Raw genomic sequence first — 15,495 nt, forward strand, 5'->3', positions numbered from 1 at the left:
TGACCATCCTTGCGGGAACCCCACGGCCGCCCACCGGGACATCGGTGGGCACAGGCCTGGACTTCTGCTGTCCGCCAGCCTCGCCATCCGCTGTCCGCACAGCAAGGTCACTTCGTGGCCGTTGACACAGCCAGTCGGTCGCAGCCTTGCCGAGGCTCACATGGCCCCGGGGCGCTGCGGCGTCTGGCCGTCGAGTCGAAGAAGTGACTCGGGCTCTGTCGAAGGCTTTGGTGAACGAGCGCGTTGCGACGGCAAGCCCCAGCCTGCCAGCCTGCGTGAACATCAGCGATAGATGGTCCTGACCTGCGGCGTTCCCAGAAACCGACGATCGCGTTCCGGGCTCTGGCGCACTAGATGGCCTGACCAGGGGCGGGCGGGATGTGCTGAATCCTTGATGAAAACCCTAGTCACAGGCACTCGAACTGATCTTGATCTTGGTTTTCGGCGGTTCCTGCGGTCGTCCGCCAGCGTCGAGCCGTCAGCCGTCAAGCTGGTGACGTTCCCCTCTCGGACTGCGAACGGCTTACAGGCTGACGCCGACGTTCTTGAACCGCATTGGGGTCGTCGGCTGCGCTGGCCCGTCAGCTGCGATGTACGCAGCCAGCGGCTTGTGCTCGGCGTCGGGTCACGCGGCCTCGCTTAATTCTGATTGACGATCGACTGTCTCTGTGTTCAGGCCCAGGCAAGCTCTGTGTGGCGCAGGAGCAGGGTCAGTAGCGGGAATCGGTGGCCGAGCTCAATAAGGGCTTTGTCGGCGGCGTCGGTGAGGTGGTCGAGGTCGGGTGGGGCGAGGTTAGCCAGGGGCCCGCCCTTGATCCACGCCCAGACTTGCTCGACCGGGTTGAGCTCGGGCGCGGCCGTCGGCAGCAACTCCACGTGCAGCCAGGATGTGTTCTCGGCGAGGAACGCCTTGGTGTTCCGCGGGGTTGAAGTCGCGTTTGGTGTCCTCTTCGTTCTGATCTAGGCAGACGCGGTGCAGGTGGGTGGCACCGCGGATTCAGGAGATGGCCAGGACGTTATACCAGCGGCAGCTGTCGGCGGCCGGGCGCCGTTCGAGCCGCGCGATGGGGGACGGGGCGAAAATCGAACGTGCCGCTCTCGGTCAGCGTCCGCTCGGCGACGCGCCCGTCGGCCGCGTACAGATCGTGGCAGCAGGCGTCGCCGCGTGTTGCGCCCATCGGTTGGGGTTTCGCCCCACCGTGCGGCTGGCGATAAGGAGTCGCGGCTCGTCAGCGTCACGGCTCCGAGTCGGTGCTCGTCGGCAGCAGCGAGAGGTATTGGCGAAAGCCAGCGTTCGCCGCGCGGTTGATCGCACGCTCTGCCAGCGCGGCCTGGGCGGGGTCGCCACCGTCCAGGCCGGCGCGCCAGATCGCGCGCAACTGCTGGTCGCGGCGCCCAGGGATGACCGAGCGGCGATCCAGGCGCACGGCCCAGTCGACCAGCAACTGCAGGACGGCGGTCGGCTCGGTTGCCATCGCCTCGACGAGTCGGCCCCACAGGCGCGGGTCGGTCGGCAGTTCGCCGGTCACCTCGAGCACCGCGCGAAGCCGCGCGAGACCCTGGCCCGGCGGCGCGGTGTTCAGACACAGCGGTGCCAGGATCAGCAGTTCCAGACGCTCCTCCCCCGTCACCGTTCCGCCGCCAGACGGGGCCAGGGCGGCCAGGCGCCAGTCCACGAACGCGTTGTACCTCTCCGCGGTCTCTCCAGGTCCTGGCTCAGGGAAGACGAGCAGTTGCGCGAGATCCTTGGCGACGGCCGGGGTCGTGTCCGTATGCCGCCACCACGCTTCGGCCAGGCCGCCGGGAGCAAGGTCGATCTCCCCGGCCTGGTAGAGGGCGACCAGGTGGGAGCCGAGGCGATCGTGATCGGAGCGGCGTGCGAGTCCCTCCTCCAGCGCCCTCCGGTAGACGGGCTTCATCAGCGGCGACGCCACCGTGGTGGCGAGGTAGCCGCAGAACGCAGCGGTGTTCGGCTTGAGCCCGGCCATGCGCTCCCGGATACCGGGCGTATGCAAGACATCGAGTGTCCACAGCACGTTGCCGAACGCCGCGGCGACGTCGTGAGGCACCTCGTCCGGGTCGATGGCGAGCAGTTCGGCGCAGGCTGCCTGGACCTGACTGTCGAGGCTGGCGCGCGCCGCCCAGCGCGCGAAGGCGGCGAGCGCGAGGATGGCGTGGGCGCGTCGCTGCTCCGCCGTTTCTGAGGGCTCTGCGTCGGCCGCCGGGGCGAGGCCGGCGAGCAGGATCGTCCAGGCTGCTGCCGCGCACTGCGCCGGCAACGCGTCGCGGTCGGCGGCGGTGTGCAGCAAGGAGGCAGCCTCCCGGGCGACGTCACCGCCCGGGTCGGATTCGATTGCTGCCGGCAGTTGCAGCAGCGCGTTCCAGTCCAGCACCTCGCCGCGGCTGACAGCTTGGGTGAATCCGTTGAGTGCGCAGGCCACCAGGTAGGGGTCCAGCCCCGCAAGTTCGACGGCGTCGCGGCTGTAGGCGGTGGCGTTCGCGTCGACGGCGGCGCGCAGCTCCCGTCCGAGGGTGAACACATGGTTGAACAGTTCCATCGGTTGCGACGGTGCTGCGGCGGCGCGCGCCGCTGCGGCCAGTTCGCGCGCGGTGGCGGTCCCGGCCAGTGCGGCGTCGGCGACCGGGGGCGAAACCGGCAGCATCATCGGGGGCTGCGGGGGGCGCTGGAAGGGGGCGGCGCCGTGTTCCTCGACCAGACGCTCGAGCGCGGCACGCCCCGGCTCGTCGAGGATCGCCTCGGCGGCGGAGTAGCGGTTCAACCGCCATTGAGCCTGCCGCAGCGCGACCACGCGCTCGGGCAGTGGCTGCCCGTCCGCCTCCTCGGCGGCGCGCTGCCAACGGCCCACATCCGGCCCCGTCTCGATCGCTTGCCTCAGCATGGCTCGCTCCTGCTCAGTAAGCAGCTGCGCGTGCTCGCGCAGGAGACGGAGGTATTCGGGTTCGGCCCAGCTGGCGTGCAGAAGGGCACCGTCGGCCATCGCCTCGCGCACCACCTCAGGTACGGCATCTGCAACGGCCTGGAGCGTGAGAAGGTGCAGCCGGATGCGCGCCGTCACGCGCTCCGGCTGCGGCGCCAGCACCGCCAGCACATCCTCGGCCGGGATCTGGTTGCCGACGAGCCGTTCGGCGCAGTCACGCACCGCGGCGGCCAGCAGTGCCCGCGGGTCGGCCAGCGAGTCGGTCAGTGACGGCTGCGCCACGCGCGGCAGCCAGATCCGCGCGAGAGCGGCCTCACCGGCGGCCTCGTCCAGCATCCGCGCGAACATCTCCAGCGCCTTCACCCCCATCGCGTCGGTCAGGGCCGGAAGATGGGTGCGCAGCACCTCGGCGAACTCCCAGTCCCCCATGACCGGCTGCGGCACGCGGTCCTCGCCGGCGGCGCCGAGGGCCAAGACGGCGCGCAGGATCTGGCTGCCGCCGGCGTGCTCGCCGACGGCGGCCAGTGCGGCGGCCACATCCGCGTACACGTCCACGGCGATCACGTACGGCTCGTTCAGGGCCGAGACCAGCCGTGGTGCGAGCTTGGCGGCGCGGGCAGGCCCTACGGCCTGGGCGATCAAAGCAAGCTCCGCGCCGATCCGCGGGTTGCTCGTGGCCGGTACTCCCTTCGCGATCTCGACGATCTTTGCGCAGGCCGTGGAGTGGGCCTTTGCCGTCTCCTCCTCGCGCGGCGCGTCGGTGCGCGGTCCCACGAGTTGCGCCATGCGCCGCAGGTAGGCGATCGCGGGCCAATACGGGAAGGAGACGTACTTATCGCCCTCGATTACGACGTCCGGGGGGTTGGTGAACGCCTTGGCGCTGTGCAGTGGGCCGAGCCACTCGAGGCCGGCGTTCTCGAAGAACTCCTCCTGGGTCAGCGGGTCCTGCGGGAAGTCCCTGCGCAGCTTGGCCGCGTGCTCCTTGGTCGGATTCTCCACCTCGAGGAGCTCGCGGAGCCGACGGTGGACCAGGCCGTACCGGTCGGCCAAGGCCTCGAGCACGCGGTCGAAGACCCACTCCAGGCGGGTGACGCGGTCGAGCACCTCCTGGTCGACCGGATCGGGTTCTTGCAGGTTGTGGCGGTGTGCCCACCCGTGCTGCCGACCGACGATGAAGCGCCAGGCGGTGACGACGTCGGCGTCCAGAGACAGCGTGGCGGCGATGGCCTCGATCTCTCGGCGGTGGTTCTCGTTCCCGGTCCCCTCATCGCCGCCCTGCGCGTCCCGGGCCGGGGCCTCGCGCAGGACCTCGCGCAACGCGCTTTCGAGTTCGCGCACCATATGATGGATCAACATGGACGCGGACGGGAACCGCTCCGGTGCGTCGAGCAGCGCGCACAGCGTCTCGTAGTTCGCCTTCGGCCCAGGGCCGATCTGATCGAGCCGCTGGAGGATGCGCGCACGCCGGGCCGGGTCGCGGCCGGGGCCGCCGGGCGGCGTGAGGTCTGGCACAGCGTTCACCTTGGCTTCGCACATACCAATGGAGCAGTCACCTAACGTAGCCTTTTCGATCTTCATCGTGCTCGACATAAGCCTAGGACCTTCACGACGCCGGGGCACCGGGCGGAGCGCGTTCCGATCTCGTGTGGATCGTGTTCGATCACCGCTTCATCGCGAGCGCGCCCTCGCACAGTGGCTACGCGCCGGTTCTCCGGTCTTCGGCACGCTCGACGACTCCGCCCGCGACCTCGGGATCACATCCCTAGGAGCCAGCGACGTGAGGCTCGAGGTCGGGCCGCTGTTTCAGTGCGCCGCGGCCAGGGCGGCCTAGTCTCAGCCGTATGTCACGAAGCGGGCACTTGCGCGACCGTCCTGGCGACCGGCTGATTGCAGCCCGGCGGCCCGGCGCTGGCTCCAAACATCCAGCCACCAGGCAGGCGCTCACGCACCACCTGCAGCGCTTCAGGCGTGCGCGCATGCACCCACAGCCACCCGCCGCCATCGTCGCGCAGCAGTACGTCAGGACCGGCGAACCAGCGAAGCGGGGACTCGTCCAGCCCTGCCCAGAACGGGAAGTCAGGCAGCGGAAGCCGCTCAAACCCGTCGATCAGAGTTGCATCGGCGACTTCATCCAACTCCCGGTTGTCGCAGGCGCGCTGGTCTGCCGAGAACATCGCCTCCGGAAGCACCATCTCCACCAGCGCGAGCGTCAGCTGGTCCGAGTACGGCCTCCAACCATCACCGACGTCCACCAGGACGGGCGGATCGTCCGAGCTGGCGGATCCCGCCGAAACTCCCCACGATGCGCAGTGCTGGTTCTCGACCCGGAACACCACGACGCCGGCGCTGTCGACTTCGAGCCACTCCGGCACCATGAGCCGATCCTGAGCAGCTGTCAGGTCGAGCCGTCGCCCGAACACGAGGTACGCCTCGCGCAGCGCTCACGGGATCGGGCAACCGAGCCGTCCTCGACCGCGTGCAATCGGCTGGCATCGACACCATCACCCTAAACCAGCGCCCGGCCGTAAGCCGCAGCGAACGCTCGGACGAAGTCCCACGCCCGGCCGCGCTCGCCCTCCTGACTGCACAAGACGCCCAGCGCTTCGAATCCCTCGAACACGAAGCCGACCTACCGGCAGTTATCCCACTCTGAAGGAGTCAGCCATCGAACGGTCCGGGCAGGCGCGGGCGAAGGTGACCAGCCCGACGGGGGTAGACGCGGCGAACGTGGTGCTCGCCAACCGACGGCTGTCGTGCGACCCGATACACCGGCTCGAGCGTCGCCTCCGGATCGTCAGGGACGGCGCGGCCTCCACTCGGCGGCGGCCGGATCCCAGATCCCAGGGTCTTGCTCGGCGAGCAGCGGGTCGACGAACCGGTGGGCTGCCGCCTCGGCCTCCGCGAGGTTCCGGCAGCCGATCAGCCCCGTGACCTGCGCCGCGGCCTTCGGGTATTCGCGAGCCCATACGACCTGGTCGGGGACTTCGAAGGCTGCGGGCAGTGTCAGTTCCACCCCGCCGAGCGCGTTGCGCCTGACCACCTCGCTCGCCAGGGCCTTGCGGACCTCCACGCCGTCGAACTGCGCCTGCTGCGCCATGAGCAAGGCGTCAGCCAGGTCTCGGAACCGGGTGGAGGCAACCGATTCCCGGCCATAGCGTCGATGCCTCTCCCAGATCGCCGCGAGCTTGTCCCCGAGATGATCGACCAACGGATATAGAACTACGGATGGCCATGTATCGGGCCAGTCGACCGGGATGGTCGGGGTCAAAACGGCGCGGGTCGGCTCACCGATCGGAGTTCTGCGCACGATCAAGTCGACGTCCAACGGCTGCTTGCGCTGGACGCCGATGCGCACTCCCACCTTCACCTTGGCGGTGCCGTCATGGATGGCGACCGACTCGCGAGTGAAGCGGAAGTAGTCGTCGATCTCGCGTGAGACGGCCAGCCCGAACTCCTCGACGGCCTGCTCGAGATCGTCGGTGTCCGGCCGGAACAGGTCGACGTCTCGACTAAGGCGCGCGGCGTGGGGAAAGCGCACCAGCAGGCTCTGACCGCCCTTGAGCATCCAGCCCTCGCCCTGAAAAAAGACCCTGGCCATCAGGCGCTGCAGGTGAAACGCGGTCACGAGGTCCCCGGGACTGGTGCCGGCAGCGGCGGCCACCTGCTTCGCCTTCGCACTGATCGCCGCATCCAGAGCCGCCGGCGTCCGGTACCTGTCTCGCATCGGCCTACTGTCTCACCCTTCTGTCTCGTCGGTGTCGTCTTCCGCCAAGTCCGCAGGATCGATCTCCGGGCGGGCGCTACGGTTCGGCTCGAGAGCGCGCGGCGAGGCGGCGGGATGCGCGATCGATGCCGTTCGCACCGCGTCGGCGAACTTGAGCAAGGCTGAGGCGAGCGACGAGGTGGACGCGGCGGTGTACGGCGCGATCGACTCGGTGTGGCGCTGGAGGGTGAGGAACACAGGGATGAGCTGGGCCGGGTCCAGGCGTTCGGCCACGCTCCTCGTGGGCTCCAGGAGCGTTTCGAGAGCGGCGGCGAGATTGCTCGTCTCGCCCCCAACAGGGTGGGCCAGTGCGTTGCGCAGGGGAGCAAGCAGTTGCGAGAGCGCCTCGCCGCCCTGCCAGCCTTCCTCTCGTAGCCGCTGCTCGAGCAGCGCGGAGAACGCGTCCACCTGCCCTGCCGTGTAGGCCGCGGCCGCGGTCTCGCCGAGAAGCTCACTCGCCTGCTCGGACTGCAGCCGCTGCCCGGCCGCGGCAGCCAGCCCGGTCAGCACTTCCATGCCCGTCGCCTTCGGCATGGAATAGCGGCTCGCGAAACGCGCGGCGCGCTCGGCTAGCGCGGGCAGATCGAGCGCTCCGCGGCGTTCGGCCTCGGCGATCACGCCGCCTAGATGACCTGCGTCGACGCCGTCCTTTATCAAGTCGAGGATCGTGCGCTCGACCGTGGTCGCCGGGAGCCCGTCGACGAGCGTGACATCCTGCTCGGGCAGCGGCTGGCTGTGCCGGCGCAGGCGCACCCACCGATCGCGCGCCTGGAGCTTGCCGGTCACGGTCAACTCGACCTTCGGCGCGGGGATGTCTCCGAGCTCGTGCAGCAGGCAGGCGGAGGCGTGCGAGACGACACCGTCACGTTCGCCGCGCCCGTCGCGCTCCCAGGCGGGACGCTGCGGGTTCAGCCGCAGCCAGGCGACACGGATCTCGAGGTGGGTGGGGGTGACCGCGCCGGCCACCTGGTAGACGCCGTGCCCGACTTGCTGGAGCAGTCCCGCGGCTTGAAGCCGGTGCACGGTAACCGCGTCCACACCGTACTCGCGCGCTTGAGCGCTGGTGACCAGGCCGAACTGGCCCGCCGCCAGTTCGCCGAGTACCGCCTGCGCCTCCGCTCTCTTCATACTGCAATCATTGCACACCGCACAGAAAAGTCAGCGATCATTACGCTTGTGTGTAACTTTTGCGGACCAATGGGCTCTCGTAGCGACTATCCGCGAATTGCGCGGAGTCGGACACTACTCACCCGCGGCGGAGCCGACCATGGCCAGGTCCGAGCATGATGGATTCCGCGGGGGTCCTTAGGCCCTCTTCCCAGAGCGAAGGCGCGTGACCAGTACCTCGGACTCGATCGGCACGATCAACGCCTGACCCGCCGACTTGTCCGCGGCCTGCTTCGTCTGGGACATAGATCCGATGGTGTGGCCCCACACGACGGTAACCCAGCAGCACCAGCCGATCGTCGATCACCCTGACCAGGAGACCCGCTGCTGCGGCAGTGCCAAGCGCCTCGCCGCTCGTCGGCCGCGACTTTTCCAGCTTGCTGTCCAAATGGCTTGACTCCGTAGCGTGACCGGGCGACGATAAGATCGTCTCGATGGCCCTCTCCTTGAAAGGAACGAAGCCCGCCCGCCCCTCCGATGTCTTGAGGGAGGTGCCAAAATGTCGAAGAAGCGAGAGAAGAGGTCCCGGCGAAGTACGATCAAGCTCTGGTCGAAGATCCTAATCGCCGCCGCCGGAGCCGGAGCCACGATCGGTCCCGCCATGCATCACTGCACGCACTGTCTACCCCACATGTAGTACCACGGTGGGTCAGGCGCCACGGCGCCACACTTGAGCCTCGAAGGGAAGCTTCCCTCGAGGCTTCTTCAATTTTGCAGCCCGCAGAAGCGGGAGTGCCAGACAACACGACGGATCGTCCACCGAGGAGATCGTCCGCACCGCACGCCTTTACCCACGTCCCGCGATCGACGAGAAGTGAAGGCGGCGAAGCGCAGCCCGGTGAGGCCGCCTAGCCATCGTGACCAGGGCGAACCTGGCCGAATGGCGTTGTAACGATTTCCTCTATCGGCTTCTTACAATGGCGCTATGTGTCCGACCGAGGGGCCAGGCCCAAAGTCCAGCATCGGCGTCGACCCCACCTACTGGCCTTTGTTCGAGCCGGGCAACAGCAAGTGGTCCGGCTACCGCGGTGCGACGGTGTGCCGGCTCGGCCACCCGCACTTCACCGCGCTGCTGGGTCCGCCCGACGCGGTGCTTGGGTTCTGTCCGAAGTGCGGCGCCCCGATGGTCGGCCGCTGCGCCAACTGCCAGTTGCGTATCCGTGATAGCGGACACGAGGTTCATGAACAGCGCCACCCCGACCACCTCGCCGACTACCCCGAGCCATGTGTCCCAGGTCCCGTGGCCGACGTGGATCGCCTCTCCCGCCATCAGCACAAACGCCGCGGCGGCGCATGCCCACGACCCGCTCAGGGCCAACCGGGCGGGTGAACGCCACCCCGCCGTCGGCGACGGATCCTTGTCGGCCACTTCGTTCTGTGCAGAAGTCATACCGGCACTGGTTCCACGTTGAAGAGCACTGACAACCTTGCCCAGGTCACCATGCCGGTCTGCGACCTTTCAGGCGCCGCGGCGCCGTAGGGCTCACACCGCGCAGTGCACTGCGGACCGGTCCGCTCGCCAGCAATCGCTCACGGCCGGCGCCGATCGCCACCCACGCGGGACCGATCGGCTGCTGCCGACCGTGGTCGTTCCGGTGTGACAGCTTATTAGGGTCGGGCCGTGAGTGGGCAGGACGATGGCGGGGAGGTGCGCAGCCCGGGCACGTCCGGGAATGCGATCGCCGTATAGAACCTTCCTGATTTGCCATGGCAGGGGGCGGCCCGCTATACCGTGCTCATGAACGGCTCATCCGACGACCTGTCTGCGGCCGGAGAGGCCCTGCAAGCGGCCAGGGTCACGACCGCCGACCTCTCCGAGGCTCTCGATGCCGTCTCCGGGCGTAGGCCCGAGGTTCCCGAACCGATGGAATGGCCCACCTCGAGTAGGAAGGCCCGTCGGGTAGCACACCCTGTCGACCGTCAGATCCTGATCTGGACCCGCCGCGGGGTGGTCCTGACTGTCGTGCTGACCGTCGTGCTGGCCCTCATCGGTCTCGCGACGCTCTACGTGACGATCAAGCCGTCGCGCTAAGCGCACTGCAGGCGCACCGTGGCCGAGGCGAGGTTCCGATCCGCGCGACCGACGGAGCGGACCAGGGTTCACGAACGGGCCACGGCGAGCGGAGCCGCGCGGAAGGCAATCGGAGCAGGTCGGGTGAGATCGGACGGATGCCGCTACAGGTGCACGCCAATCGAGGCCGCGAACTCGGCGAGCGCAGCCGAAAGCGACTTGCGCCAGAACTCCGACGGGGCCCGGCTCGGTGGCTCGGCCGGCCGTAGCAGCCGCTTGTCCGCGACCATCCACGCGGTCCCGCCACCGCGGATTCGTGTGCCTCGGAGCCCCGCCCGGGGGCGGTTGCAGGTAGCAACTCGTCAGGTAGGCGAGCGAGACCCACCACTCGTCGTCGTCTTCGACCGGCTTGATCGGCTCGAACGGCTTCGCCCACGCGGCGATCCGGCACGCGCTCTGCCAACCGGCCGAGTCGCGCTCCTCCCGGTACATCGCCGGCCGCGCCTCCCACAGGCCCGAGGCCCGGCGAAGCTGCGGCCGCAGAACCGAACACGTCTCCCGCGTCACCGGCACGGTTACCTCGGTCATCGGCGTTGGCGCCGCCCAAGGCCCCCAGTCAGTCAGTACCTTGGATCTGCACGGGCGTGTCACCGAATCTGCAACACCCATCGCCGTGCGCTCTGCCGCCGGTGCGGCCCGATGCCCGACCTGGCGCCTCGTCAGCACGCCTCCAGCGCGAACGCCGCGCAGCTAAGCCTGTCCGATGCGCCGTCAGAATCCGTCTGAGCCAAGCACGGTGCTGCTTGTGATGTGGCGTCGGATGTGCCCTCTGCTGAACGGGCGCGGCTACCGGGCGGCGACTAGGCTTGTCTACGACGGCCATTGAGGAGACGGGACAGGAAATGAAGCGCAAGGCCTCCGCCCGGGTCGGCAGCGCCGCGGTCACGCACACCCAAATGGCTGTCGAGGACGAGCTGGGCTGGCTGTTTCGCGGCCAGTCCACTGAGGACTACGGCATTGATGCCCACGCCGAGGTGGTTGACGGCGAGTACGTGCGCGGTCGGCTGCTGGCACTTCAGATCAAGGGCGGCGAAAGCTGGTTCGGCGAGACCGCACCGGAGGGCTGGTGGTTTCGGCCGGACGTGGAGCATGTCCAGTACTGGACGAACCACTCGCTGCCGGTAGCGGTCGTGCTTTACCATCCCGGGACACAGAAGTGCCACTGGCAGCTGGTCAACCCGGAAACGCTGGTCAAAACGTCGGGGGGCGGTTGGAAGCTCCGGGTGCCCGCAGCACAGGTGCTCGACCGGGATGCCGTCGGTCCACTCCTGAAAGCAGCAGAAGGCGACCCTTACGAGCTGCGGCTGCGTGAGTTGAGACTCGCGAAGCCATGGATGGAGAGGCTGGCATCTGGCAGCCGCCTGCTGGTCGACTTCGAGGAATGGATCAACAAGTCCTCGGGACGCGGCACGATCTCGATCGGGGTCGACCGTGAGGACGGGAACGAGCCCGAAGAACTCGCCACCTGGCACTTTCTGGTCGGGCCGGCGAACTACGCCGAGGCTGTACCGAGGCTGTTCGCGTGGGCTAACGCCGATGTGCACGCGGAAACGTACGACGAAGCAGAGTACGACCAGTACGAAGCTGAGTGCTCGGTCTGGGACGAGGACGACCAGTTCTTCACCGAGACCTTCGACGATTGGAGACAGACCCTGATCGCGCGGGGAATCCGTCCCTACAGGAACGGCGCCGGAGAGGTCGACTTCTTCCGTCTCGAGCTCGCGCTCAACGAACTGGGCAAGGCGTTCCTGGTCGTGGACAGGTTCGCGATGGACGGCGGGCGACAACTAACCGGATAGGCGGCTGTCCGTGTCGACATGCCGCCCCCCGCAGACACTGCCGCTACAGGGCTACGACACCAATTGCGGCTTGGCCCGCGGTCAAAGAATCGTTGCCGAGAGTTCCCAGGAATGCGCGTTCGCTTCCCTGGTCTCCCGAGGCTACGGCCAGCCACCATGTGACCGGTGGCGCCCCTTGGCCGACATCGAGCTTGGCACTGCCGTGGCCGCTTGGCTGTCATCGTCATGGATACGTTCTGGCATTCGGCCTGGCCTGCCGGGATCGAGGATCGGGAAACGACATGGACCCAGGGCAGGCGAGTTTTCGTTGCAGCGTGCGTTGTCGAGCGCTGTGGCACGATGACAGGTATGGGCGAGCTGGACGAGGCTTGGGCGGACGAACTGCTCGACAGGATCAGAGCGCTGACGGTCGGGGATCTCGAAGCGGCGGACGATCCGCGCGCGTTGATCGAGGCGCTGCCGGAGGTGAGCGTTGAGCGGTGGCTGCCTCGGCCGGACGCGCCCGACTGCGCGTACGCGATCCTCAAGCTGTCGGCGGGCTGGATCGGCATCTACCTCGGGACGATCCTGTTCGACGAGGGCGAGTCCGAGTCGTGGAGTACCTGCTGGCCCGTCAGGCTCCAGCTTCTGATCGGTTCGCTCACCGACCCCCTGGCCGGACCCAGCCACGACGCGGGCGCCTTGGCGATGAGCCTGGCCGGGCTGCCGGTGCCGGCCGCGATCGACACCGGCTGGCACGAGGGGATGCTGCTGCACCTGCTCTTGCACGACCTGGACCCCGCAGAGCGCGCGACGCACGAGGTGCTCCTCAACCTCGGCTACGCGCCGACGGTGGCCGCGGTGGCGGAGTTGGCCAACCGCATCGCGAACCGCGAGCGTCTGGATCAAGCCCAGCAGGCGATGCGCGACGTGCTTCGCCGGATCGAACCCGACGCCGCGCTGCCCGTCTCGCCGCAAGACGCGGAGGTTCTGCTGGGCACGGCCTACGACCGGTGGCCCAGCACGGCCGAAGACGTCGTGCGCGCGCTGCTCGAGGATCCGGACTCAGACCTCGGCCGATCGCTCGAGATCCGACGCCAGCGCGCCGAACGCGCACACGAACGGCGCGGTCGCGCGTAGACGCAGCTCTCTGCTTCGGATGGCGGTGCGGTGTCCGCCGATACGATGTTGAGTGCCTCTCCGGTCGGTGCGCTCCGTGTGGCGTTCGGTGCCGGGGCATCGGCCGCCATCCTTTCCGCCGCGAATTCGGCAGCTCCGCTCCCGCGCGCATGCCGATCGCGTGGGCCCGGGGACGGAGACCACGACCGGCGTCCCCGCGGCGATACTGCGCCGCAGGTACCCCTGCGCCCGCGCCTGACTATGCGTCACGAGCCGACTAGGGCGCGTAGGCGATCAACGTCGAGCGTGCTTCCGGCACCCGCCGATATTCGTGCTATGTCAACCCGACGTGGGCGTATGTTGAATGTATTCAACGAGGGCTGCTTTCTCCCCTTCGCTGGTTTGGCATATCCGGGCCCGAAGGGCTAGCCTGGCAATAGCCTCTTCGCCGCGGGACCGGAATTCAGGTCGCTTGGGGAAGAGGCTACGGCATAGCCCCGGGGAACCGGGGTGTTCACCGGCCCGAGCCGGGGGCCGCCGACTCTCTACGGAGAGGAGGTGATAGCCGTGAAGCGCACGCTGTCTTGGTTCTGGCGGAAGCGGTGGAAGGCGGTGACCCTGGTCTCCGCCGCCGCCAACGTCATGATCGCCTATGAAGCGTGCCGGAAGTGAGCAGGCCCTCCTAGCGGCGGCAATCCGCTGGAGGGCCCACTCGCAACAACCCCGGCTAGCACCGAGGCACTGCCTCAACGTCGGCCCCGCTGCCTCCGCGAAGACGGGTAGCGGGGTTCGGCGTTTCTAGGCACTAGCTGCGCCTAGCGATGGCTCCACTGTAGCTTCCTCAATCCGCAGGCACAACTTCTTGGATTCTAAAATCGTGGATCCGTTGATTACTGTGAACCGGATCCGTAGGTATAAATCACAGCTCCAATGCCACGCCAGAATCTCGGTTGCTCCGACAGTTCCTACGCTCATCCCAAACCTTATTGTCACGCGCTACCGCTACGCGACGAAGTTCCCTGGGAATTGCGATGCGGTTTCCCACAGCTGTTGCCGGACCTGCTCTCTTTCCAGCCGGGGCCCGCTGAGCTGCGCGTATGCCGTGGGTGGATGCGGGTGGGCCCGGTTGGGGGCAGGGGGAATCCACACTATGAGGCAACATGTCAAGGCCTTGAGGCTTTGCTGCGCGGTTCCCGGACGGCTCAGGCCGCCTGGTGGAAAGTCGCGCCGCGGCGTCGCCGGGCGACGCGGGGGAGGTTGCCTGCGCGAAACTCTAGCCGACAACGACGGTGAGTGAGCAGCGAACTTCCACGGCGGTCCGCCCGCAATCCGCCGGATACTTCCACCGCCCGCGAGCGCCGCCTTTCTCGGTTTCGGGATGTGCGCAGGCGAGAGCCGAGCACTCGACGCGTACCCGCCGTGGCCAGCGCAGCCACGATCCGGGAAGGCGATCAACGGCGGGGCTGCGGGCTGTACGTGTCACGCGCTGAGCGACGAAGCCGGCCTGCCAGCCCTCTGACGCCGGCGGCTATGGTGTTGACGGTGACCGCGACACCACCGAAGGGCGACGAGGCGGACGCCTGCGGCGCCGAGCCCGTCGCCGATGACACGGCGGCGATCCGGTCGTGGACGGCACGCATCTCCTTGCCGAGCCGCGCCACGCTCAGACGCCGCGCACTGCTGGCCGACCTGCACGTGCCGATGGACGGTCCAGTTCAGCTGGCCCAACGGATCGAGGGAGTGCCCGCAGCAGCCTGCCGGCGCAGAGCCGGGTTCGCGGCGGCGCTGGTCTGCGGCGATCTGCTGGCCGGGCTCGGCGTCCTCGGGTGGGCAGCTGAGTCCGGACTCGGAGCGCTGGTAGCGCTCGGGGTGCTTGTTTATCCAGTAGCTGTGGGGGCCCGGCACCTGGCCTGCGCGAGCATCAACGACAGATACGCTGACCTGCGGCGTTCCCGGATCTCCATGATCGCGTTCCAGGCTCTAGCGCGCTAGTGGCGCTGACCTTGTGCGGAGGAGTTTTAATCACGTCCCACAAGGGCGGGATGTACTGAAAACCTGGATGAAAACCCTGGGGACTGGCGCCCTGGCGGATCTTGATCTTGATTTCAGCGACTCAATCGGGCGTCCGCGCGAGGACGCGACCCCGTGTTGCCACGCTAGGTCGCTTCCGCACTCGGACAGCGGACAGCTTACAGGCTGGCGTGGGCGTCCTTGAACTCCGTTGTCGGCGTCACCGCACGGCGCTGTACGCCCACGGAATGGGCGGACGGGAGAATTGTCCTGGTCAGCGGTCTATGCGGCGTGGTGAATTGCTGCTCGGTGCGCTCGAGGTAGCTGTGCGTCGAGGACGGAGCGAGAAGTTCGTCCATGCGCAGGTGGTCGTCAAACGCGTCGGCATCAACGACGCCGCCACTGAGCCATCGGCGGTCAGGGCAGTCACCGCAGCCGCCGTCGCAGACGCCGTCGACATGGGGGTAAGTACGTGCCGGAGTCGGACACCCTGGTGTCCTCGGAACTGCGTTCTTGGACTTCGTTGACGGGAATGGGGGCGAAGCCGGTGGTCACGACTCCGCGCGGTCTTCGAGGGCTGAGACGAGGAGCTGCGCGGCGGCGCTGATGCGGGGGTAGCCGGGCAGGACGAGGGGCTCGGTGGGGGTG

The 15,495-nt window shown here is 68.0% G+C and carries 11 protein-coding genes; 5 read left to right on the forward strand and 6 right to left on the reverse strand.

Going from position 1 to position 15,495, the window contains the following annotated elements; translation table 11 throughout:
• Nucleotides 1-672 precede the first annotated feature (672 nt).
• The 5 genes from KDK95_RS30375 to KDK95_RS30395 all read right to left on the reverse strand — a co-directional run bounded on the left by KDK95_RS30375 (nucleotide 673) and on the right by KDK95_RS30395 (nucleotide 7,830).
• Nucleotides 673-960 (reverse strand): transposase, encoded by a 288-nt coding sequence (locus tag KDK95_RS30375; protein WP_212521782.1) that lies wholly within the window; start codon nucleotides 958-960, stop codon nucleotides 673-675.
• A 275-nt stretch (nucleotides 961-1,235) separates the two neighbouring features.
• Nucleotides 1,236-4,451, reverse strand: coding sequence for a hypothetical protein (locus tag KDK95_RS30380; RefSeq protein ID WP_212521772.1), 3,216 nt, complete (start codon nucleotides 4,449-4,451; stop codon nucleotides 1,236-1,238).
• Nucleotides 4,452-4,783: 332 nt separating this feature from the next.
• A complete protein-coding gene (locus KDK95_RS30385) occupies nucleotides 4,784-5,314 on the reverse strand; it encodes a hypothetical protein (protein WP_212521773.1) in 531 nt (176 codons plus the stop codon).
• A gap of 419 nt (nucleotides 5,315-5,733) precedes the next feature.
• Complete coding sequence (locus tag KDK95_RS30390; RefSeq protein ID WP_212521774.1) at nucleotides 5,734-6,663, reverse strand: nucleotidyl transferase AbiEii/AbiGii toxin family protein; 930 nt, start codon at nucleotides 6,661-6,663, stop codon at nucleotides 5,734-5,736.
• A 12-nt stretch (nucleotides 6,664-6,675) separates the two neighbouring features.
• The gene (locus tag KDK95_RS30395; RefSeq protein ID WP_212521775.1) at nucleotides 6,676-7,830 is read right to left on the reverse strand and encodes a type IV toxin-antitoxin system AbiEi family antitoxin domain-containing protein; all 1,155 of its coding nucleotides are present in this window, start codon (nucleotides 7,828-7,830) and stop codon (nucleotides 6,676-6,678) included.
• Nucleotides 7,831-8,794: 964 nt separating this feature from the next.
• Here KDK95_RS30395 and KDK95_RS38405 point away from each other — a divergent pair.
• The 5 genes from KDK95_RS38405 (at nucleotide 8,795) to KDK95_RS30420 (ending at nucleotide 14,829) form a co-directional block, all read left to right on the forward strand.
• Entirely contained in the window at nucleotides 8,795-9,199 is a 405-nt protein-coding gene (locus KDK95_RS38405) for a DUF2321 domain-containing protein (protein ID WP_212521776.1), read from the forward strand.
• Nucleotides 9,200-9,607: 408 nt separating this feature from the next.
• On the forward strand, nucleotides 9,608-9,901 hold the full coding sequence (locus tag KDK95_RS30405) for a hypothetical protein (RefSeq protein WP_212521777.1): 294 nt from the start codon (nucleotides 9,608-9,610) through the stop codon (nucleotides 9,899-9,901).
• A gap of 881 nt (nucleotides 9,902-10,782) precedes the next feature.
• Entirely contained in the window at nucleotides 10,783-11,739 is a 957-nt protein-coding gene (locus KDK95_RS30410; protein ID WP_212521778.1) for a DUF4365 domain-containing protein, read from the forward strand.
• 348 nt (nucleotides 11,740-12,087) lie between these two features.
• Nucleotides 12,088-12,858, forward strand: coding sequence for a hypothetical protein (locus KDK95_RS30415; protein ID WP_212521779.1), 771 nt, complete (start codon nucleotides 12,088-12,090; stop codon nucleotides 12,856-12,858).
• A 1,521-nt stretch (nucleotides 12,859-14,379) separates the two neighbouring features.
• Nucleotides 14,380-14,829 (forward strand): hypothetical protein, encoded by a 450-nt coding sequence (locus KDK95_RS30420; protein ID WP_212521780.1) that lies wholly within the window; start codon nucleotides 14,380-14,382, stop codon nucleotides 14,827-14,829.
• A gap of 197 nt (nucleotides 14,830-15,026) precedes the next feature.
• Here the strand turns inward: KDK95_RS30420 and KDK95_RS30425 are convergent, their stop codons facing one another.
• Complete coding sequence (locus tag KDK95_RS30425; RefSeq protein WP_212521781.1) at nucleotides 15,027-15,206, reverse strand: hypothetical protein; 180 nt, start codon at nucleotides 15,204-15,206, stop codon at nucleotides 15,027-15,029.
• Between the last annotated feature and the right edge of the window lie 289 nt (nucleotides 15,207-15,495).

It is taken from the genome of Actinospica acidithermotolerans, from assembly GCF_018139625.1.
GTDB lineage: Bacteria > Actinomycetota > Actinomycetes > Streptomycetales > Catenulisporaceae > Actinospica > Actinospica acidithermotolerans.